At 58.7% G+C, this 20,463-nt stretch carries 19 protein-coding genes; 11 read left to right on the forward strand and 8 right to left on the reverse strand.

The annotated features are described in order from the left end of the window. Positions 1 to 201 precede the first annotated feature (201 nt). The 6 genes from CLR77_RS09395 (at position 202) to nikR (ending at position 5,813) form a co-directional block, all read left to right on the forward strand. Entirely contained in the window at positions 202 to 1,200 is a 999-nt protein-coding gene (locus tag CLR77_RS09395) for an ABC transporter substrate-binding protein (protein WP_097460359.1), read from the forward strand. Positions 1,201 to 1,241: 41 nt separating this feature from the next. Next, positions 1,242 to 2,207, forward strand: coding sequence for an ABC transporter permease (locus CLR77_RS09400; RefSeq protein ID WP_097460360.1), 966 nt, complete (start codon positions 1,242 to 1,244; stop codon positions 2,205 to 2,207). 11 nt (positions 2,208 to 2,218) lie between these two features. Next, the gene (locus CLR77_RS09405; RefSeq protein WP_097460361.1) at positions 2,219 to 3,124 is read left to right on the forward strand and encodes an ABC transporter ATP-binding protein; all 906 of its coding nucleotides are present in this window, start codon (positions 2,219 to 2,221) and stop codon (positions 3,122 to 3,124) included. A 2-nt stretch (positions 3,125 to 3,126) separates the two neighbouring features. After that, positions 3,127 to 3,900 carry a creatininase family protein gene (locus CLR77_RS09410; RefSeq protein ID WP_097460362.1) on the forward strand — a complete coding sequence of 258 codons (774 nt, stop codon included), beginning with the start codon at positions 3,127 to 3,129 and terminating at the stop codon, positions 3,898 to 3,900. Further along, on the forward strand, positions 3,897 to 5,258 hold the full coding sequence (gene glnT, locus CLR77_RS09415; RefSeq protein ID WP_097460363.1) for a type III glutamate--ammonia ligase: 1,362 nt from the start codon (positions 3,897 to 3,899) through the stop codon (positions 5,256 to 5,258). Before CLR77_RS09410 ends, glnT begins: the two co-directional genes overlap by 4 nt. Before the next feature lie 69 nt (positions 5,259 to 5,327). Beyond that, positions 5,328 to 5,813: a nickel-responsive transcriptional regulator NikR gene (gene nikR, locus CLR77_RS09420; RefSeq protein ID WP_097460364.1), complete on the forward strand. Its 486-nt coding sequence runs from the start codon at positions 5,328 to 5,330 to the stop codon at positions 5,811 to 5,813. Between the two features lie 53 nt (positions 5,814 to 5,866). Here nikR and CLR77_RS09425 read toward each other — a convergent pair whose 3' ends face one another. The 4 genes from CLR77_RS09425 to CLR77_RS09440 all read right to left on the reverse strand — a co-directional run bounded on the left by CLR77_RS09425 (position 5,867) and on the right by CLR77_RS09440 (position 9,932). Beyond that, a complete protein-coding gene (locus CLR77_RS09425; RefSeq protein WP_097460365.1) occupies positions 5,867 to 7,639 on the reverse strand; it encodes an alkaline phosphatase family protein in 1,773 nt (590 codons plus the stop codon). Between the two features lie 681 nt (positions 7,640 to 8,320). Then, complete coding sequence (locus CLR77_RS09430) at positions 8,321 to 8,746, reverse strand: hypothetical protein (protein WP_097460366.1); 426 nt, start codon at positions 8,744 to 8,746, stop codon at positions 8,321 to 8,323. A 290-nt stretch (positions 8,747 to 9,036) separates the two neighbouring features. Beyond that, entirely contained in the window at positions 9,037 to 9,612 is a 576-nt protein-coding gene (locus CLR77_RS09435) for a substrate binding domain-containing protein (RefSeq protein ID WP_158227154.1), read from the reverse strand. Next, positions 9,558 to 9,932: a LysR family transcriptional regulator gene (locus CLR77_RS09440; RefSeq protein ID WP_097460368.1), complete on the reverse strand. Its 375-nt coding sequence runs from the start codon at positions 9,930 to 9,932 to the stop codon at positions 9,558 to 9,560. The genes CLR77_RS09435 and CLR77_RS09440 overlap by 55 nt, the downstream gene beginning before the upstream one ends. Before the next feature lie 98 nt (positions 9,933 to 10,030). Between CLR77_RS09440 and CLR77_RS09445 the strand changes: the two genes are divergently transcribed. After that, entirely contained in the window at positions 10,031 to 11,032 is a 1,002-nt protein-coding gene (locus tag CLR77_RS09445) for a Vgb family protein (RefSeq protein ID WP_097460369.1), read from the forward strand. A 59-nt stretch (positions 11,033 to 11,091) separates the two neighbouring features. Here CLR77_RS09445 and CLR77_RS09450 read toward each other — a convergent pair whose 3' ends face one another. From CLR77_RS09450 to CLR77_RS09465, 4 genes are all read right to left on the reverse strand, one after another. Next, positions 11,092 to 11,595 carry an FKBP-type peptidyl-prolyl cis-trans isomerase gene (locus CLR77_RS09450; protein ID WP_097460370.1) on the reverse strand — a complete coding sequence of 168 codons (504 nt, stop codon included), beginning with the start codon at positions 11,593 to 11,595 and terminating at the stop codon, positions 11,092 to 11,094. Positions 11,596 to 11,653: 58 nt separating this feature from the next. Beyond that, on the reverse strand, positions 11,654 to 12,829 hold the full coding sequence (gene alr / locus CLR77_RS09455; RefSeq protein ID WP_097460371.1) for an alanine racemase: 1,176 nt from the start codon (positions 12,827 to 12,829) through the stop codon (positions 11,654 to 11,656). A gap of 61 nt (positions 12,830 to 12,890) precedes the next feature. Continuing rightward, positions 12,891 to 13,274: a RidA family protein gene (locus CLR77_RS09460; protein WP_097460372.1), complete on the reverse strand. Its 384-nt coding sequence runs from the start codon at positions 13,272 to 13,274 to the stop codon at positions 12,891 to 12,893. Between the two features lie 59 nt (positions 13,275 to 13,333). After that, positions 13,334 to 14,638, reverse strand: a complete 1,305-nt coding sequence (locus CLR77_RS09465; RefSeq protein ID WP_406564950.1) for a D-amino acid dehydrogenase — start codon at positions 14,636 to 14,638, stop codon at positions 13,334 to 13,336. A gap of 97 nt (positions 14,639 to 14,735) precedes the next feature. Between CLR77_RS09465 and CLR77_RS09470 the strand changes: the two genes are divergently transcribed. The 4 genes from CLR77_RS09470 (at position 14,736) to CLR77_RS09485 (ending at position 20,452) form a co-directional block, all read left to right on the forward strand. Then, positions 14,736 to 15,245, forward strand: coding sequence for an Lrp/AsnC ligand binding domain-containing protein (locus CLR77_RS09470; protein ID WP_097460498.1), 510 nt, complete (start codon positions 14,736 to 14,738; stop codon positions 15,243 to 15,245). 128 nt (positions 15,246 to 15,373) lie between these two features. Further along, positions 15,374 to 17,260 carry a C13 family peptidase gene (locus CLR77_RS09475; protein WP_158227155.1) on the forward strand — a complete coding sequence of 629 codons (1,887 nt, stop codon included), beginning with the start codon at positions 15,374 to 15,376 and terminating at the stop codon, positions 17,258 to 17,260. A 203-nt stretch (positions 17,261 to 17,463) separates the two neighbouring features. Continuing rightward, entirely contained in the window at positions 17,464 to 19,143 is a 1,680-nt protein-coding gene (locus CLR77_RS09480) for a methyl-accepting chemotaxis protein (protein WP_097460375.1), read from the forward strand. 370 nt (positions 19,144 to 19,513) lie between these two features. Next, entirely contained in the window at positions 19,514 to 20,452 is a 939-nt protein-coding gene (locus CLR77_RS09485) for a LysR substrate-binding domain-containing protein (RefSeq protein WP_227519864.1), read from the forward strand. The last annotated feature ends 11 nt before the right edge of the window (positions 20,453 to 20,463 follow it).

Below are 20,463 nucleotides of genomic sequence, written 5' to 3' on the forward strand. Positions count from 1 at the left end.
TGCTGACGCTGTAGTCAGGCCCCAAAAAGTGGCGTTGCGCCTTGGTTCGGTGCACGCCACTCCTCGCGAAATCCCTCCTTTTGCTCTCATTTTAATGTCATCTACCTGTTTTAGTTAGTCTTTCCAAGAGTGGCCCCGCCATTGCTTTTGCGGGTATTACCGATCCGACAAATCGTAATACTCACAAAGAGGAAATGGCAGATGACAGCCAAAGCCGTGTTACGTTACCTGAAGACAGGCCTGGCCGGCCTGGTGTTTGCGTTGACGATGGGACACTCCCTGTCGGCGCTGTCCGCCCCGTTGAAAATCGGTTACAGCGACTGGCCGGGATGGGTCGCCTGGCAGGTTGCTATCGAAAAGGGCTGGTTTAAGGAAGCCGGGGTCGATGTCGAATTCGATTGGTTCGACTATGTGCCCTCGATGGACGCCTTTGCGGCAGGCAAGCTGGACGCGGTTTGCATGACCAACGGCGATGCCTTGGTCACTGGGGCTACCGGTGGCAAGAGTGTGATGATCCTGGTGAACGATTACTCGGCGGGTAACGACATGATCGTCGGTCAGCCGGGTATCAATAGCCTCAAGGACCTCAAAGGCAAGAAGGTTGGTGTCGAGCTGGGCTTCGTCGACCATCTGCTGTTGCTCAAGGGTCTCGAAAAATACGGTATGACCGAGAACGACGTTCAGCTCGTCAACGTGCCGACCAATGAAACCCCGCAGGTTCTGGCATCCGGTCAGGTGAGTGCCATTGGCGCCTGGCAGCCTAACTCCGGTAAGGCCCTGGAAATGGTGCCGGGTGCCAAGCCTATCTTCACCTCCGCCCAGGAACCCGGTCTGATTTACGACACCCTGGCGGTCAGTCCTTCCAGCCTTGCGGCTCACCCGGAAGAGTGGAAGAAGGTGATGAAGGTCTGGTACCGCGTCGTCAACTACATCAAAGATCCCAAGACCCGTCCTGAAGCCATCAAGATCATGGCTGCCCGAGTGGGTATCTCGCCAGCGGAGTATGCGCCGCTGCTCAAAGGAACACACATCCTGACGCTGCCTGAGGCGAAGAAGGTCTTCAAGATAGGGGATGGCTTCTCCTCGATGTATGGCTCTACGGAGATCGTCAACAAGTTCAACCTGAAGTACGACGTGTACAAGAAGTCGCAGGACGTGAGCAGCTATATCGATCCGTCCATGACCGAAGCGATGCACTAACGATCTGAGTCCCAACCGGCAGCAGAGAAGGAGAATTTTGCATGGGTAGTCGCCAATGGTTCGCGGTGCGCCAGTCAGTTACCCCTCGCAACCGCAGGATGTTGACCATCGGTTCCTTTCTGCTGCCGTTGCTGTTGTGGTGCCTGGTGAGTTATGTCCCTTTCGTCTGGCACCCTCAGGTCAAAATCACGGACCCTGGCGGCGTGGGATTCCTGCAACCCGGTATGCAGGTCTCCCGCGCAGTCTTCCAGGCGCAGGTTGGCGCCATGGACAAGGCGGGCAAGAAGCCGCCTGAGGGGGTAAGGGCAAACCCGATCTATCTGCCGGCGCCGGACCAGGTGGCTAAAGCCTTCTACACGGCCTTTACCACACCACCGCAGATGCGTAGTGAAAAATGGTTGTATCAGAGCCTCTGGCACAGCATTCAGATCATTTTCTGGGGCTTTTTCCTGTCGTCGCTGATCGGCGTACCGCTGGGAATCCTCTGCGGGACCTTCACACCGATAGCCCGGCTGACAGAACCCTTTATCGAATTCTTCCGTTACCTGCCAGCGCCCGCGTTCGGCGCCCTGGCGGTGGCGGTGCTGGGGATCTTCGATGGTCCCAAGATTGCGATCATCTTTATCGGCACCTTTTTCCAACAGGTACTGGTGATAGCCAACACCACGCGCAAGCTCGATCTGTCCCTGCTTGAAGCGGCGCTGACGTTAGGCTCCAGTCGTTGGCAACTACTGAAGCGCGTGGTACTGCCGGGCATCCTGCCGGATATCCACCGAGACCAGCGGATTCTCCTGGGCTGGGCCTGGACTTACCTGATTGTGGCGGAGTTGGTGGGTACCAGCTCCGGTATCACCTGGTTCATTACCCAGCAGGCCCGCTACAAGAACTTCGAAAACGTCTATGCCGCCATCATGATCATCGGCTTTATCGGTGTGGCAACGGACCTCTTTCTCGCCTGGCTCGGCAGACGGCTCTTCCCCTGGGAACAGTCGCAGACCAAAGCCTGAGGAGACGCGTCATGAACAAGACTGAAAGCATGCCCAAGTATCTGGAACAGTCGCCGGCGGTGCGGGAGCGCTTCGAGCGCCTCAAGCAGCGCCCGGTAATCCTGGATGTGAAGAACCTCTACAAGACCTTCGATTCCGCGCAGGGTGAAGTGACGGCGCTCAAGGATGTCAGCTTCCAGACGCACCGTCGCGAGTTCCTCTGTGTCATCGGCCCCTCAGGTTGTGGCAAGTCGACGCTGGTCCGAATCCTCTCGGGCCTGGAAACCTACAGTGGCGGTCAGGTGTTGCTGGACGGCAACCCCGTTACCCGGCCGGGGGCGGACCGGGGCATGGTCTTCCAGGGATATACCCTGTTCCCCTGGCTGACCGTGAAGAAGAACGTCATGTTCGGCCTGGAGGTCAACGGAAACGGCAAGTCCATCGCCGAGCGCGAAGCCCTGCAATGGATAGATCTGGTGGGGCTGAGCAAATTCGCCGATCACTATCCGCACCAGCTTTCCGGGGGGATGAAACAGCGGGTGGCTATTGCCCGTGCGCTGGCCAACAAGCCCAGAATCCTGCTGATGGACGAACCTTTCGGTGCGCTGGATGCCCAGACCCGCGCCCGCATGCAGTCCTATTTGCTGGAGATCTGGAAGAACATCGATATCACCGTGGTGTTCATCACCCACGACCTGGACGAAGCCGTCTATCTGGCAGACCGCATTCTCGTCCTGAAAGCGCATCCCGGCGAGGTTCAGGAGTTGATTGAAGTGCCGGTGCCGCACCCGCGTACACCGGAGCAGCGTTTCTCCGAAGAGTTCATCGCCACCAAGGCCCGTCTCGAAAGCCTGATCCATCCGCCCAAGGAAGAGGAGGCGGAAATGGTGATTCCCCATGTGGCGCGTTTGACGCATGTCGGCGACGAGGTGGATTGACGATGGAATGGTCGAAGCTCACCTGGAAAGAGGTACCGGTGCAACTGGCGTCCGTGGCCGGGGCGGCGATCCTGCCCGTGGGCGCCACCGAACAGCACGGTCCTCATATGGGATGCGGTATGGACGCGGTGATGGCCGATACGCTGTGTCGTGCCGTGGCGGAGGAAACCGGGGTCCCTATGCTGCCGACGCTGCCTTACGGCTGCTCTCTGGGGCATAGCCGACGTTGGCCCGGCACTCTGGCTGTGCAACCCATTACGTTGATTGAACTGGTCAAGCAGATTGGCGACTGGGCTTATCACAGCGGGGTCCGTCGACTGTTTATGGTCAATACCCATGTCACCAACGCCGCGCCGCTGCGCTGTGCGCTGGAAATGCTTCGGGCCGAACACGATGACCTGATGGTCGCGCTGTTCAACTCGGCAACCCTGAGCCCGCGTGTCCGCGAATTCCATTTCGCCGATGGCGACGACTGGCATGCGAACGATGCCGAAACCTCACTGATGATGGCTGTCGTGCCGGACATGGTCCGGATGGACCGTCTCACAGAGGCCGACGATCCGGATCGTACCGACGGCCTTGTCTTCGCCCACCCCGTGAACCGCACCAGCCGTAACGGGGTGACCGGTCTGCCCAGCGGCGCCAGCGCCGGAAAGGGCCAGCAGTGGTTCGACTGGATGGTGGAAGACCTGGGTTCATTGATACGACGCGGTCTGCAGGAGCAACCCCCGCTCGACTATTCCTACTTCGACCCGATACGGGAGGAGCCAGTATGAAATCCAAAGAAGAGATTCAGGCGATTCAGGCGCGTTTACGAGAGCAGGGCGTTAAGTACTGCATCGGTGCCTTTGTCGATATCCATGGCGTGCCCAAGGGCAAAGTCGTGCCCATCGACCACCTGGAGCACATGGCCGAAGGGTCGGAACTGTATACCGGCTATGCGCTGGATGGGCTGGGCCAGGCGCCCAACGACGACGAGATCGCGTCGGTACCGGACCTGGATGGTGTCATCCAGCTCCCCTGGGAACCCCGGATGGCCTGGATGCCGGCGGACAACACCTTTAAGGGACAGCCGTATCCGCTGAATACACGGGTGGCCCTGAAGCGGGTACTTGCCCAGGCGGCGGAAATGGGATTCGGATTCAATCTGGGGATCGAGTGTGAGATTTTCCTGCTCAAGCAGCACGAGGACGGCACGCTCTCTGTGCCGAATCCGGATGATCGCCTGAACAAGCCCTGCTACGACGTGCGCGGTTTTGTCGATAGCCTGCCCTGGCTCGATAAGGTTGCTACCTGCATGAACGACCTGGGCTGGGACCTGTATTCCCTCGACCACGAAGACGCCAACGGCCAGTACGAATTCGACTTCAAGTATGCCGACGCGTTGACCATGTGCGATCGCTTCACCTTCTTCCGCTTTATGGCCAAGCACTACGCCAAGGAAGAGGGGCTGTTGGCCACCTGCATGCCCAAACCCTTCGCTGACCGCACCGGCAACGGTGCCCACTTCAACATGTCACTGTTCGACCTGGAAACGGGCGTCAACCTGTTCGCCTGTGAGCCGTCCGATGACCCCCGTGGACTGGGCCTGACGGAGCTGGGGTATTACTTCATTGGGGGTATCCTCAAGCACGGCCGGGCTCTCTGTGCGGCCTTCGCACCGACCGTCAACAGCTACAAGCGACTGGTACGGCAGGGCGCGATGAACTATTTCTCCTGGGCGCCGGTGTTCAACTCCTACGGCTCCAACAACAGAACCAATTCGGTTCGGGTGCCGATGAACGGCGGTCGTTGTGAGTCGCGTAATGCCGATGGCGCCGTGAATCCCTATCTGGCAGCGACCCTGGCGCTGGCGGCCGGACTTGAAGGAATCCGAGAGCGCATTGATCCCGGCAATCCGCAGGAGGACAACCTCTATGCAATCTCGGAAGCCGAGCGTAACGACAGGGGAATCGAGTTCCTGCCGCAGACCCTGCAGGAGGCGGTAGCGGCCTTTGCGGCGGATCCCCTGGTGGAAAAGACCTTGGGCAAGGCGTTGCGCGACGAGTTCATCCGTTACAAGAGCCAGGAGTGGGAGGCCTATCACCAGACCGTTAGCGCCTGGGAAGTCGACCGTTACGCATACATGTTCTGAGGTGCCTTGGGCGAGGTGGTGGTCTGTTATCGATCACCGCCGGCCTCTTGCACCACCGGGGAAAAGGCTATGACTGCTGGATTACCGATACGCCCGCGGCCTGTGAGCCGGATCAGTGTTTCACTACCGGAGGATCTGGTGATCGATCTCGACCGGATGGTGGCTAGCCGGGGGTTCGAAAGCCGTTCGCAGGCCATCGCGGAAATGATCAATCAGCAACTGGCAAATCATCATCGGCAGTTAGGGCAGGAAGTGATGGCCGGCACGGTGACCCTGTTTTACGACCATTCAACGCGGGGGTTGCAGAACCAGTTGGCGGACTTGCAGCACCGCTATATCGACGAGGTGATCAGCTCACTGCACGTACACCTGGAACGGAGCCAGACCATGGAAGTCATTCTGGTCCAGGGACCAGCCTGCAAGCTGCAATCGATTGCCGACGAAATGATAACCCTGCGCGGTGTTATCACGGGTCGTCTGCAACTGATGGCGTCGGTGATTCCGCCGCTGCATTCCCCGAATCAGCTGGCCGATACGGCAGAGACACTGGACTGAGACGGTTGCGGGATGATGCGCATGGCACCATCCCGCGATCGGATCTTCAGGAATCAGTCCTGATCGTTCCAACGCTGGTCATCATCCTGTCCCCAACCCCACCCATGGTGATGGAAGTTGAAGAGGGACATCAGGTCATCAATCGCCGGCCGGTTGACCGGCACATAGGGATCGTGACGGGTGACCGGGTTCGGCAGGTTGTCACGGCTGCGATCAGACAACGGCGGCAGCCCCCAGTTGCGCTCGATGAACTTCAGGATCGAAGCATGGTCGGCATAGCTGTGGTCGACATAGCCACGCTTGGCGTAGGGTGAAATGGCGATCAGGGGAATCCGGGTGCCATCGCCGAAGAAGTCGATTGGCTGGATATAGCCGGAATCGTAATAACCGCCACCTTCGTCCACCGTCACCAGGATCGCCGTATGGCGCCATACCTCTGGATTGGCCTGGACACGCTGAACGACATTCTGCACGAACTTCTCGAAATCCGGCACCGTCGCGTCGGCGGGATGGCCCGCGTCGCTTTCGAAGGGACGGATATAGGAGACGGCCGGCAGCGTATTCGGGTTCTTCACATCCTGATAGAACTGCTCCATGCCCTGCAGGTTGTTCTTCTGCGAGGTCGTCATGATCGACGTGAAGCCGGTCAACGGATCACAGATGCCGCAGTATTCATTGGTCGGTGCGCCATTCGGTTGGCGGCCGCCAATATAGTACTTCCAGGAGATGTTGCGGGCGGACAGGGCGTCTGCAATCGTCGGAATCGTCTGCGGCGGAAGCACGAACTTATCGGACCCCAGTTTGCGGGGATCGCCTTTGTAGTCATACCCCAGGTTGTAGTTGTTAACCAGGTAGTAGGTGTTGTCGGCGCAGTTGCCCTTGTTGAAGGGCTTATAGGGCAGTGAGCGCAGGTACTGATCGATGGCTGCGACACCGGGCTGCGATGAGTCCGAGCAGTTGACGTAGGAGCCACCGCCGTAGCCGTCCTGGGTATAGAAATTATTCGTACCCTGTTGCGGATCCGGGTTTTCGATCTGGTTGGCCGGTGGCATGGTCGGGCCGTTGCCGTCGGTGTAGTACCCCACATCGCCGGTGACCAGGGCGAGGAAGTTGGCGCCGGTGCCGCCCATAACGGCCTGGTGATAGTTATCGCTGATGGCGTACTGGTGCGCAAAGTTGTTGAAGATCGAGGCGTCGCCTTCCTGCATGTTGTAGAAGCCTAACGCTTCGCCACCCTGATAGGTGTTACCGGGTGTCGGTGCGGGCGGGCTGTTCTGACCGCCGACGCCGATGGTCACACCGACCCAGGCAAACAGGTCCATCTTGCCGCCATCGTACTGTTGCCACATCTGGAAGAACCGGTGTGCGGGGTCCCCGGTGTGTGCGTCGTAGTTCACGTAATCGGTGATCTGGAACGGACCGTCCGGTAAATCCGCAGGGAAACGGTCATCAGGCACGCCCGGGGGAACGCCGAGAGCGTAAGTCGTGGCCGGTTGCGGAAGATAGCTGTAGGCGCCGCTCTGTTCCGGTGTCGGCGAATAGCGATCAGTCACAGAGGCGGTCTGTTGCATGGCCTGCTTGAAGTTCGGACCCGGGGACCCGTCAGCCTTGATGATACCCTCGGACAGCAGGTTGGTCACAAACTGGCCATGGCGTGGCTTGAAGGTGGCGAACAGGTTATCGAAGGTATGGTTCTCGCCCACGATGACGATCAGGTGCTTGATGGGAGTGGCTGTCTGGGCATGATCCCGGGCCATGACAGCACTGGTACTGCCGGCAATCAGCGCGCCGAGAACGAGCCTGGATAATAGGCTGCGTCGAAACATGATTATCTCCTTATGGTGTGTTTGACGAAATGCCTGAGTGCGAGCGTCAGCCTCTCCCGGTTCCGGAACCGACAGCGCAGAGGGGTGAAGGGACTCCGGTTTCTGACTCGACCGCAAGGAGAGTGTGGGGAACAGAGATGACTGGTGCGTGTCCGGATGATGACGGATAGATCGCAATGAGATGACAGCATCTCGTTGATTTGGGTGAGAATTATTTGCGATATAAAAGCTGTTTGCGTTTGCGGCTGAAGGTCATGTTTCCGCGGATTCACCCGTTTGGCGGGAATACCATTCTTTTCTAGTGCAGGCGTCGCTTGTTGTTTCTGCGAAAAGCCTAAGCGCTTCCCCAAACAACGTCCTTGCCTAAGTGCCGGACCTCTATCCTTAGTCTGCAAATCGGCCAAAGCAGACGTTTACCTGTCTTGCGATTCATGTCCGGTTCCCATCAATACCGGACCTTGGCAAACGACATCCGTACAAAACTGGAAAGTGGCTAGATAAATGTTGGCGATTCAGGCATGGCCACGAACTTTGTAACTAAAACAGTATGTGAGCGGATGCTGGCTAAATTTTCAAGCTACTTAGCGGAGCTGGTTGCAGGCCGAACAACGGCAAAACGAAGCCGGGCAAGCCCGGCTAGTTACCTCAACTTCCTTAAGAGCCTGAGGGCGCCCCGGGCTCTTATTGCGGGTACTGATCGTCCAGCTCGCGCTTTTTCTGTATGAATTGCTGGTTTGTCAGCGTCCCGGCGGCCAAACTATCTTCCAGTTTGTTTTCCGCTAGCTTGCGCTGATAGTCCACCTTACCTTTAGTTGCATAATAGTTCGCCGTCTCGGCCCCATTATGTCCACTAACCGGGTCCCAAAGCACCGAGGCTGGCCACAACAGCAAGTTAAGAATTCCCAATCCAATATGCCCGGTGTAGAAAGATCCGCCGCCTGGCAAGATTCCAAGGCCGGCCGCCAAGGTTGGGTTTTTCTTTTCCACCACTAAATTGCGCGCCTGGTACTGATCCATGAATTGCGTTTGCTGAGGACTCAATCCGGTCGCACACCCGGACAGCATAAGAAGGGCTCCTACCAGAGACGCCAAAATCACACCTTTCATTTTTTCTCCTTGTTTATGCCATAAAAAGGGGCGACCGCAGCAGCCCTCCTTCATCTTAGCGTATTTTAATGTGGCCTGTTTGTAGACGTATCATTTTCGAGGGCGAGAGCTCTAGCCAGAACAGCATCGAGTGAATCGCCACCAGTTCGCTAGCCACTTTTCATCCTTTCTCGGGTCCCGCCTGCCAGCGGCAGTTAAAGTGCTTGAAACGGACACTCATCGCAGGACAAACAAACGTCCGCTTTGGCCGATTACCCGAAGTCTTCTTTAAAATGGTTCAGGAAATAACCTTATCCCCTGTTTACATCGCCCATATGCTCCGTAACGAAATCGACGAAGGAGCGTAATTTGGCAGAGTTGCGCATATGCGGGGGCCAGACGATGAGTGTGGGGCGGGCCCTTAGCTGCCAGCCGGGCAGAACCTGTTGCAACTGTCCGTTGGCGATGGGCTCGGCGACGAGGGTTTCTGCCTGCACGGTCACACCTTGGCCGTTGATGGCCGCACGGCGCAATGCCAGCACACTGTCTGAGCGGAAGCCGCCGGAGACGGGGACGGTCCGGATGTCATTGCCTTGCTGAAAGCGCCAGACGGGGTGGCGCCCCCATTGTGCGAATGCCAGGCATTGATGCCCTTCAAGGTCCTGCGGTTTCTCAATGGGAGGATGCGATGCCAGATAGGCGGGGCTGGCGCAGGCGAGCATCCGGTAGGGGGAAAGTGGCCGGGCAATCAGGTCCTGATGGATCTCGTCGCCGGTACGAATCGCGACATGAAACCCTTCGTCCACCAGGTCAACGACGCGGTCCGTAATGCTCAGCTCGACATCCACTTCCGGATAGTGCTCACGATAGTCGGCGATGACGTCCACCAGCCGCTCCACGCCCAGCGCTGTCGGTGCGCTGGGCGTAAAGTCCCTCGGGGTTGCTGCCGGATTTCATCCGCCAGGGCATCGGCCGTTTCAATATCCGCGAGGATGGCGCGGGCGCGCTCCAGGAAGAGGGCGCCAAGGTCCGTCAGGCTTTGTCGCCGTGTCGAGCGGGCAATGAGCTTCCCTCCCAGTCGTCTTTCCAGGGCCTGAATATGTTTGCCGATCATGGTTCCGGACACGTCGAACTCTTGCGCCACGGCAGAGAAATTTCCGAGTTCTGCAACCCGAATGAAGACAGCGAGGCTTTTCAGGTAATCCATTACTAACCTTTTGGTTGTTAATGAGGGAACCTAAACTTCGATGATCAATTCCTTGGTTAAGAATAGAGTGCCCCTATCCTTTCCAGGGAGCAACCTTCATGTCCAGACTTTTCAAAACCATGGCGCTTCTCGCCGTCATCAACCTCTTGTGGGCCTGCAGCTGGCTACCGCCGTCGCCGATAAGGGATTTTTCCCTGCCGAAGGATTTCTATCCTGAAAGTATCGCGGTCAGCCCTGACGGGACTTTCTACATCGGCAGTTGGCGGGAAGGTGCCATTGCCCGTCTTGCGCCAGGGCAGCACCGGGCCGGGCTGTTTGTCGCACCAGGCAGCAATGGCCTGAGTAATACCCAGGGTGTGCTGGTTGACCAGAAGCGTGGCCGGCTGTGGGCCTGTTCCGGCAGCCTCGGCTATACGACGGTGCCGCGGACGCCGAGTGCGCTGAAATCCTTTGATCTCGCGACCGGTGCGGCCTTGCACAGCTATGCATTACCGGGTGGGGGCTATTGCAATGATCTGGCCCTGGCGCCGGACGGCCGTCTCTATGTGACCGATTCGAAGCATGCGAGGATACTGGTGCTGGACCGTTCCTCGGGGCACCTGCGAACCTGGGTTTCGGATCCGGCCTTTTGCCCCGGAAGCAACGGCTTTTGCCTCAACGGTATCGCGATCGATCCGGGACAGGCGATCTATGTGAGCGCGGTTAACGCGACGGACCGACTGTTCAGGGTTCCCTTCGTGAGGCAAGGCAGGGCCGGTCGGGTGGGGGAGGTCGTCTTTCCCAGGGTGTTGAAGAATGCTGACGGTATTCGGTATTTGCAGGGTGGGCGTTTGCTGATCTTCGAAAGTAATGCCTTCGCCAGGAACGATCCGCTGGACGGTAGCGTCAGTCTGGCGTCACTGCATACGGACGGGACAGCTTCGTTAAAGACGTTGGTGAACGGTCTGGCCAGCCCTTCATCGGGTGTGGCCTACAACGGCCGGGTGTATTTCATTCAATCCAAGTACGCCATCCTGCTGCGGCATCCGGCAAACGATACTGCCGAGGTGCCGAGGGGCGTTCCTTTCATGGTGCAATCGGTGCCGTTGCCGCGCCCCTGATGGCCAGCGACCGGGATTCCCGGTCGCGACGGCCATCAGGACTGTTGTCCTGGTCCGCTTTAGTGGTGATGTCCACCCGGACCATGCACATGCCGGTGGGCTTTTTCTTCATCGCTGGCGTCGCGCAGATCCACCACTTCCAGCTCGAAACGCAGGGTTTTGCCTGCCAGGGGATGGTTGATATCGACATCGACGGTCTTCAGGCCGACTTTGACGATAGTAACGATGTGATCGCCTTCCTTCGTTTGCAGCGGTACCTGCATGCCGGGCTTCAGTTTGCCGGCGTGCTTGAAGTACTTGATCGGCATGCGCTGGGTGGCATCTTCCCTGCGCTCACCGTAGGCCTGGTCCGGCGGCAGGGTAACGGTGACAGTGTCGCCCTTGCTTTTGCCTGCCACGGCATTTTCAAGGCCGGCGATGATGTTGCTGTAGCCGTGCAGGTACGTCAGTGCCTCGTCCTCGTAAGAGGATTCGACCAAGTCATTGCTGTCGGCGTCATAGAGTTTGTAGTGCAAGGTGACGACCTTGCCGGATTCGATAGTATTGGCGGATTCGATTGTCATGAGGTTCGCGTCGTCCGAGATAAGCTGATGCTGGCGAAGTCTCCAACAACGGTCGGGTTTAGGCAAGTGGTATTGATGGGATTCGTGACTCGGGATCGAGCCCCGTGGAGACTCCTGCGGGATCGGCCGGGACCTTCCCCGGGCGAGCGGATGCCGAAGCTCGGTAACGCCGGGGAACTCTGCGGCTGATCCCCGTGACCAGGGTATAGGGGATGGTGTTGCAATAGTCGGCCACTTCATTGAGTGACAAATTTTTCCCCCAGAATTCCACCGTATCGCCGACCTGTGCGTCGGGCAGTTCCGTCACATCGATGCTCAGCATATCCATGGAGACACGCCCGACCAAACCGGTGCGTCGCCCCTTTACCATGACGGGCGTGCCGCTCTTCGCCTGGCGCGGGTAGCCATCGCCGTAACCCATGGCAACGGTGGCCACGCGGCTGGGATGTTTGCACACGTAGTCTGCGCCGTAGCCGATGCTGTCGCCCGCTTGCAGATCGCGGATGGCGATGATGCGGGAGTGGAGCGTCATGGCCGGTTGCAAATGATCGGCATGGTCCTGCGGGTGCGTAAAAGGACTGGCGCCGTAGAGCATCATGCCGGGTCTTAGCCAGTTCCGGTGGGCTTGGGGCCAGGCAAGTGTCGCCGCTGAATTGGCGAGGCTGGCGGGTGCTTCGAGACCGGCACTTGCCGCATCGAAACAGGCGATTTGTGCGTCGGTGTTGGGGCTGTTGAGTTCATCGGCGCAGGCCAGGTGGGTCATCAGGACGACATCGCCGACATTCTGCAGCCCTCGCAGTGTGTTGTAGGTGGTCTGGTAGTCCGGCGGGCTGATGCCGACCCGGTGCATGCCGGAGTCCAGCTTCAACCAGACATGAATTGGTTGCGGCAGTCGCGTCCGCTTCAACGCCTCGATTTGATGAGGGCTATGGATCGTGCACCACAGCTGTTCGCGGGCGATGGTTTCCAGCTCGTCTTCCTCGAAAAACCCCTCAAGCAGCAGAATCGGAAGCGTGATGCCGGCCTCGCGCAGTTCGAGAGCTTCCTCGATACAGGCAACGGCAAAGGCGTCGGCGTCCCCGTGGAGTGCCCGGGCAACGGCTACGGCGCCATGACCGTAGGCATCGGCCTTGATGACGGCCACCGCGCAGGATGCCGGAGCGAGGCGCTTCGCCAGCCGGTAGTTGTGGAGGATGGCGTTCAGGTCGATATCAGCGCTGGCGGCCCGGCTCATGGCTCTCTCCCGTTCAGTCGTTCACTTCTCAGGTTGCTATCGGATTATTCGCAGGCCGTTCTCAGGTCACCATGATGGCTTCCACTTCGATATCGACGCCCTTGGGCAGCGCCTTAACGGCGTAGGCGGCGCGTGCCGGGTAGGGGGCCTTGAAGTAGCGGGTCATGATCTCGTTGACGGTGGCGAAGTTGTCGAGGTCCGTCAGCAACACCGTCAGTTTGACGATATCCGCCAGGGAGCCGCCGGCCGCTTCGGCCACTGCGGTGAGGTTATCGAAGACGCGCACCGCCTGGGCTTCGAAGGCGTAATTTACGACCTCCATCGTTTGCGGGTCGAGCGGGATCTGGCCGGACAGGTAAACGGTGTCGCCAGCGCGAACGGCCTGGGAGTAAGGGCCGATAGCGGCAGGGGCCTTGTCGGTACTGATGATGCTTTTGTTGGTCATACGAAGTCCTCGTTATCGATGTGGGCTTACCGGTAAGGCATACCCATAACCTCAATGTTTCAGGCATAGGCCCGCGGGTAGCGACTGATATCCAGCCCGGCTGGATCGATATCCGGCTGACGGCTGCTGATGACGTCGGCGATAAAGCGGCCGGAGCCAAGGGACATGGTCCAGCCCAGGGTGCCATGACCGGTGTTCAGGTAGAGACTCGGGTACTTGGTACCGCCGAGGATCGGTGTGCCGTCAGGCGTCATCGGGCGCAGCCCGGTCCAGAATTCGGCGTTCTCCAGATCGCCTCCACCGCCGAACAGGTCTTCGACCACAAAGCGCACGTTGGCCTTGCGGCTTTCGGGGGTGCTCAGGTCGTAGCCGGTCAGCTCGGCGGTGCCGCCGACGCGGATGCGGTTGTTCAGCCGGCTGACGGCAACCTTGTAGGTTTCATCCATCACGGTGGACACCGGGGCGCGGGATTCGTCGGTGATATCCAGGGTCAGCGAATAGCCCTTTACCGGGTAGACCGGGATGCGGATGCCGATGCGTGACAGTAGCAGGGGGCTGTAGCTGCCCATGGCGACCAGATAGCGGTCGGCCTTGAAAAGGCCGGCATCGGTCTGGACGCCCTGGATATCGCCATTTTCAACCGCAATATCCTTGATGTCGGTATTGAAACGGAACTGTACGCCGAGTTCTTCGCAGGCGGTTGCCAGTGCCTGGGTGAACTTGAAGCAGTCGCCGGTCTCGTCATTGGGCAGACGCAGGCCGCCGAGGATTTTTCCCTGAACGTGGGCCAGCGCGGGTTCATAACGAACGCAGTCGGCGCGGCTGAGTTCCTCGTAGGCCACGCCACACTCTTGGAGTATGGCAATGTCGGCTGCCGCGCCGTCGACCTGTTTCTGACTGCGGAACAGCTGGATCAGCCCGCCGGCGCCGTCGTCGTAACGAATCCCTGTTTCGCGGCGCAGCTCACGGAAACAATCGCGGCTGTATTCGGCAATGCGCAGCATGCGCGCTTTGTTTACCTGATAGGCAGCCTGGGAGCAGTTGCGCAGCATCTGCGCCATCCATCCAATCAAGGCCGGGTCCGGCTGAAAGCGGATTCTTAACGGCGCGAGATCCTGCATCATCCACTTGATCGCTTTCAGTGGAATGCCCGGTGCCGCCCACGGGGCGGAGTAGCCCGGGGATATCTGGCCGGCGTTGGCAAAACTGGTCTCCAGGGCCGGCGCAGGTTGGCGGTCGATGACCGTAACTTCGTGCCCTGCCTTGGCGAGATACCAGGCACTGGTGACCCCGATGACCCCACTTCCCAGAATAAGAATCCGCATAAACTCACCTGTCCGGTTGGATGCGCGTAATGCCGCGATATTCGCCAGTATATGATGGCTATTGCGTTTTATTTTTTTGTTGTTTTTGAAAAATCAGGATAAATTTCTGTCAATTGACTCATTGGCAGATAAAGTTATGGTCGCGAAATCTTCAGGTGAGAAACCCCGGACGCTGGACAGGATCGACCTCAATATCCTGCGCGTCCTGCAGCGTAACGGTCGTATTTCCTACACGGATCTGGCCGACCAGGTCGGCCTATCGACAACGCCCTGTATGGAACGCGTCAAGCGGCTTGAAAAGCAGGGTGTCATCGAAGGGTATTACGCCCGTCTGAGTCCATCGCACCTGGGCTACAGCATGCTTGTCTTTGTGGAAATTGCGCTGTCCTACCAGTCACCCGATGCCTTCGAACGCTTCAACGAGGCGGTGGCGGACTTGCCCTATGTGTTGGAGTGTCATCTGGTTTCCGGTGACGCCGATTACCTGTTGAAGGCCAGGATTGCGGATATGTCCGAATACCGGGAACTGCTCGGGGAAATGCTGCTGACCCTGCCGGGGGTAAAGAATTCGAAGAGTTATATCGTCATGGAAGAGGTGAAAGAGTCGCTGTCGCTGCCGGTCAATCCGGGGCGATCGCGGCGGTAACCGGATGACAACAAAAAATCGGTACGCAGGACATTCGTTCGGCGGCTATGGTTATCTCTGGTCTTGTGTTCGCTCCACACATTGGCTCCAAAACAGGACGATTCGCCGAATTCTCGAGGGACTGTTTCATGCTCCGGTTGGTTTGCCCACTGCTCCTGCTGCTTCTGTCAGTTGCTTTCAGCGTCGACGCCTTCGCTGCGGGGCCGGCTCGGCCTGACGCAATCCTCCCGAGCGGCGCCAAATACTATGGCGCGTTGAAAGATGGCGTGCTCGAGGGGAAGGGAACGCTCGTCTGGCCTAATGGTGACCGTTATCAGGGCGGATTCCATGCCGGGCTGATGTCGGGTAAGGGCGTCTGGGTGCGCGGCGACGGTGACCGCTATGAGGGCGAAATGGCCGATGGGCTGCCCAATGGCCAGGGGACGCTGGCCTATGCCAATGGTTCGCACTACGAAGGTCATTTCAGCAACGGTTATCCGGACGGTAAGGGGCGGTTGACCTGGATCAGCGGCAGCACCTATCAAGGCGATTTCAAACTGGGCGAGCCGGATGGGCAGGGGCGTCTGACCCGGTTCAACGGCAATGTCTACACCGGTGGAATGAAGGCGGGTCTCTTCAGTGGGCAAGGTGAGCTACGGGAGCCCGGCGGCGCCCTGTTCAAAGGGACCTTCGCAAAAGGCGATATCGTCAAGGGCGTATGGATTGGGGCCGGGCATCGCCACTATCAAGGCGGCTTTAAGCACTGGCGCTTCGATGGCGAGGGTACCTATACCAATGACAGCGGCGAGACGTTCAGCGGCACTTTCGCTGAGGGCTCTCTCGTCAAAGGGCGTTGGCGTGACGGCCAGGGCGATCATTACGAAGGCGGCTTCAAGAAACTGTATTTTGACGGCCAGGGCACCTATACGACCGCCAAGGGCGATGTCTTCAGCGGGTCCTTCAAAGACGGCGAAATGACAGGGATTGGCCGGTATGACGGAACCGATGGGGAGCACTACGAAGGTAGCTTCGAACACTGGCGTTACAGTGGCTTGGGGCACCTGACAACGCCGGATGGCGATGTCTACATCGGGCAGTTCAAGCACGGTGAATACAACGGCTGGGGGATACTGACCGAAGCCTCGGCGGCGCCGGGTGGCAAGCCGAAGGTGGAAACCGGGAAATGGATTGATGGTGAGCTGGAGGGACATACCTGGTGGGACGAGTCGGTGAAAGTCGCCGCTCAGGCACTTTACAGTCAGCAGCGCCTGCTCAGCCGCGCCTTGGCAAATCTCAAACCCGCGACACCCCATGCGATCAATCTTTATCTGGTTTCTGTGGCGGGCGATGGGTCCGAGGAAGTGTTCCGCCGTGAGGCCGAGTATGTCGACCGGGAATTTGCCGATCGTTTCAGTACCGAAGGCCATTCCGTGGTGTTGGCCAACAGCCGAACCAGTGCCACACGCCTGCCGATGGCGACGGTGGAAAGCCTGCGTCGCACACTGGCGGCGACGGCTCGTCAGATGGACCCCAAGCGGGACATCCTGTTCCTGTTCCTCACCAGTCACGGCGGCCGTGACCATGAACTCTCCCTGCGCGAGTACGGCATCGATCTCGCCAATCTCAAGGCTGAGACGCTGGGCAAGATGCTGAAGGCGTCACCTTTCCGGTATAAAGTGGTGGTTATTTCTGCCTGCTATTCCGGAGGTTTTATCAATGATCTCAAGGACGGTCATACGCTGATTATTACGGCGGCGCGTTTTGACCGTACGTCGTTTGGTTGTGCGGACGAAAACCAGTTCACCTACTTTGGCAGGGCTTTCTTCAAGGAAAGTGTGCCCAAGACCCACTCCTTCGTCGATGCTTTCAATATGGCGAGCAGCCTTGTACTGAAGTGGGAGAACAAGGATAAGGCCACACATCATTCACATCCGCAGATTTACCGCGAGCCTGGTGTCGAGTCGCAGTTGAAGCGCTGGCGGGCACAATTCGACAACTCTCCAGCCGGTAACACCATTGCCGCCGTAAGATCGTAACGGGTTTCTTTCACTTCCCGGATCAGGGGGCCGCTGGGCATCGCACGATTCCGCACTCAGGCCCTCAACGCGATATCCCCTCAGCCAGCCGCTTTTCTTGACCGTCGTCATGGTCCATTCAGGGTGTTTTTGCCCAATTATCGGGCACAGATGCAGGAATCAACTAAAATTTCCGTAGTTGGATCCGTAGTGAGGGCTTTTTCATGGCAGTGGCACCGGCAAAGCGTGGTTATGCGACATGGTTGCTGGCTTTAGGCTCGGCAATCATCGTCACCCTTTTCGTTGCTTTTGCCGAAGGGAATGAGGGCTCTGTTTGGTGGCTGTTTTCGACCGCTTTGATACCTGCGATCATCGTTGCCGCCTGGAGTGGAATCCGCTATCAACACCCGCTGGCGCGGCTCGATGACACTGTGGATGCCCTCGTCGGCGGCGATGAGTCAGTGCTCAAGGCGACAACCCACGAGCCCGCCCCTCTCGTCTTGAAAGCCTTGGGTGACTACGGTCTCCAGACATTGGAGCGCAACGATACTCTGGCAACCTTTTGCGATCGTTTGGCTATCGGTGCCGCCGAGGTCTCATTCTTTCTGGATAAGTTGCGCGCCGACATAACCAACGACCGAGCGGGTAATGAAGCGGTGAGCGGTGCGGTCTCGGAGATTCGGGACGGCACCGAGATGATTACCCGGTCAGCGGGCGAGGCTGCCAAGGTGGCCAATGACACCAGTAGCGCCGCCAGGGAGGGGTTGGACATTATCCAGAGTGCCATCGACAAGATCCGCAAAGTGGCGGATCAGGTCGAGAACACCAGCGCGTCGATGTCCCGCCTGGAGGAGGCTTCCACCCGTATTCAAGGCATAACTACCGTCATCAACGAAGTGGCGGACCAAACCAATCTTCTGGCGCTCAATGCCGCTATCGAAGCGGCGCGGGCTGGGGAGCATGGACGTGGATTCGCGGTCGTAGCCGATGAAGTGAGGGAACTGGCCAAGAAAACAAGCCAGGCGACGGACGAAATTGCGGGTGTGTTGCAAACGATCGAGCAGGAAAGCCAACTGTCATCCAGTGTGATGGGGGAATTACGCTCGCGGGTCAACGAGACGGTCGATGTCTCGGCAACCGTCGCCGACATGCTACGGGCCATTGCCGAGCAGGCGCAGGCCTCCGATCAGGGGATTCAAAGCATTGCCGCCAGCATGACCCAGCAGTTGGCGGCATCGGACAGAATCAACGACGCGGTTTCCAGCCTGAATGCGCGACTGCATCAGACGGAGGCGGAATCGGAAAGTACCTCCGGGCGCGCGTTGCACCTGTCGGAAATCGCCGAGAATATGAGCCTTGAGCTGGCGAAGGTAAAACTGGCGGAGCACCATCAACAGGTTCGCGCCGCTGCGGTCCGGGCTGCGGCCGCCGTCGGTGCGCAATTCGAGCAGGCGATTGCTTCCGGCCGCCTGAGCGAAGCGGATGTCTTCGACACGCAATACAAGCCGTTGCCCAATACCAATCCCGTCAAATTCAAAACCCGCTACGACGATTTTACCGATCAGGCACTGCCGGCCATTCAGGAACCCATCCTCGACAGCAATTCGGCGATCCTCTATGCCGGTGCGGTTGACGTCAAAGGCTATTTTCCCACGCACAACAAACGCTACAGCAAGCCGCTCACCGGCGTTTACGAGACCGACCTGGTCGGTAACCGCACCAAGCGCATTTTCAATGACCGTACCGGGTCCCGTTGTGGCAGCCATACACAGGCTTTCCTGCTACAGACCTATAAACGGGATACCGGCGAAATCCTCCATGACCTGTCGGTGCCGATCTATGTCAACGGACGCCACTGGGGGGGATTCCGTATCGGCTACAGGGCGCAGGTCTCCGAGGATTAACGCGGGTTAAAGCGCCGCTGGCCCGAGTCAGGTCCTGTGGCCATCAACGGCCTTCGGTTCAGACCAAGGTCAGACCGCAGGTGATTATCCAGGCGTTCGAGCTGCGCTAATGTCGCCTGCTGTCTCCGCCGTACCTGCACCCTTCCGAATCCCTGTTTCACCGCAGCCAGGAATTTCGCTATGCCTGAACATGGTGGTGTGGCGCTGATGGTCCGTGTTCGCATGATTTTGGCCTCCCAAGTCTCCGGCACTGAGCCAGTGCCCCTTTGAAGCCTCAGGATGAAACTGATAGATTGATCAATCAAACGAAATAAAGTGCATCTTGAGTTCAATAATATTGAAATCTGGCTTGTCTCCGGGAGGGGTTGTCATGAAGGGCATGAAGGATGAGTCGCTCAGATCTCAGGCCCTGTTGGAAACAGACTTGCTGAAGACCTTTCTCACCATTGCCGAGACCGGCAGTTTCAGCCGAACGGCCACGCTGGTATTCCGGACGCCCTCTGCAGTGAGCATGCAGATCAAGCGGCTGGAAACCTTGTTGGACAGGGCGCTGTTTCGGCGCGAGGGGCGGAACGTCGAGTTGACGGCTGACGGCGAAATGCTGGTCGGCTATGCGCGGCGACTGATCAAGCTGAATGAGGAAACCGTCGCCCGGTTTCTCGCCCCTCCGGTAGAAGGGCGCGTCCGTTTTGGGGCGCCTGACGACTTCGGTACCCGCTTTCTGCCCCAGATTTTGAGCCGCTTCGCCAGCACACATCCCCAGGTGGAAGTGGACGTCGACCTTGCGCCGAGCCGGCAGTTGATCAAGCGTCAGGACCAAGGCAAGGTCGACCTGATCCTGATGACCGCGGATCAGGATATCCCGCATACCGATTTCACTGAGCCGGTCTATTCCGAGCCCCTGGTGTGGGTCGGCCGTCAAGGTGGGCAGGCGCACGAACGCGATCCGGTGCCTCTGGCGCTTTCAAGCCTCGGCTGTGCATGGCGAGCCGTCGCAACCCGCGCTCTGGATGCGGTCGGCAAGCGCTATCGCATTGCCTATAACAGCGAGCATAGCCAGGGGCAGGTTGCAGCGATTGTCGCTGATCTGGCCGTTGCTCCATTGCCCGTCAGCCGAGTTGCTCCGCCGCTGACCCGGCTGGGGCCACAGAACGGCTTTCCCAAGCTGGCGGACTACACCATTCTTCTCCGGCGCCGCCCCGACCTGGGGGCGGCAGCGACGGCGCTGGCGGGCCATGTGGTGGACAGCTTTGCGGCCGAGCGGTCGAAGGATATTGCAGGAATATCCGGGCCTGAGACATCAGGCTGAAGCCCACCAAC

Origin of the sequence: Mangrovitalea sediminis (assembly GCF_002514725.1) — a bacterium.
Lineage (GTDB): Bacteria > Pseudomonadota > Gammaproteobacteria > Pseudomonadales > Oleiphilaceae > Mangrovitalea > Mangrovitalea sediminis.

Coding starts and splice junctions, on each gene's coding strand:
- CLR77_RS09395 (WP_097460359.1), top strand. CDS start 202: ATGACAGCCAAAGCCGTGTTACGTTACCTGAAGACAGGCCTGGCCGGC.
- CLR77_RS09400 (WP_097460360.1), top strand. CDS start 1,242: ATGGGTAGTCGCCAATGGTTCGCGGTGCGCCAGTCAGTTACCCCTCGC.
- CLR77_RS09405 (WP_097460361.1), top strand. CDS start 2,219: ATGAACAAGACTGAAAGCATGCCCAAGTATCTGGAACAGTCGCCGGCG.
- CLR77_RS09410 (WP_097460362.1), top strand. CDS start 3,127: ATGGAATGGTCGAAGCTCACCTGGAAAGAGGTACCGGTGCAACTGGCG.
- glnT (WP_097460363.1), top strand. CDS start 3,897: ATGAAATCCAAAGAAGAGATTCAGGCGATTCAGGCGCGTTTACGAGAG.
- nikR (WP_097460364.1), top strand. CDS start 5,328: ATGACTGCTGGATTACCGATACGCCCGCGGCCTGTGAGCCGGATCAGT.
- CLR77_RS09425 (WP_097460365.1), bottom strand. CDS start 7,639: ATGTTTCGACGCAGCCTATTATCCAGGCTCGTTCTCGGCGCGCTGATT.
- CLR77_RS09430 (WP_097460366.1), bottom strand. CDS start 8,746: ATGAAAGGTGTGATTTTGGCGTCTCTGGTAGGAGCCCTTCTTATGCTG.
- CLR77_RS09440 (WP_097460368.1), bottom strand. CDS start 9,932: ATGGATTACCTGAAAAGCCTCGCTGTCTTCATTCGGGTTGCAGAACTC.
- CLR77_RS09445 (WP_097460369.1), top strand. CDS start 10,031: ATGTCCAGACTTTTCAAAACCATGGCGCTTCTCGCCGTCATCAACCTC.
- CLR77_RS09450 (WP_097460370.1), bottom strand. CDS start 11,595: ATGACAATCGAATCCGCCAATACTATCGAATCCGGCAAGGTCGTCACC.
- alr (WP_097460371.1), bottom strand. CDS start 12,829: ATGAGCCGGGCCGCCAGCGCTGATATCGACCTGAACGCCATCCTCCAC.
- CLR77_RS09460 (WP_097460372.1), bottom strand. CDS start 13,274: ATGACCAACAAAAGCATCATCAGTACCGACAAGGCCCCTGCCGCTATC.
- CLR77_RS09470 (WP_097460498.1), top strand. CDS start 14,736: ATGGTCGCGAAATCTTCAGGTGAGAAACCCCGGACGCTGGACAGGATC.
- CLR77_RS09475 (WP_158227155.1), top strand. CDS start 15,374: ATGCTCCGGTTGGTTTGCCCACTGCTCCTGCTGCTTCTGTCAGTTGCT.
- CLR77_RS09480 (WP_097460375.1), top strand. CDS start 17,464: ATGGCAGTGGCACCGGCAAAGCGTGGTTATGCGACATGGTTGCTGGCT.
- CLR77_RS09485 (WP_227519864.1), top strand. CDS start 19,514: ATGAAGGGCATGAAGGATGAGTCGCTCAGATCTCAGGCCCTGTTGGAA.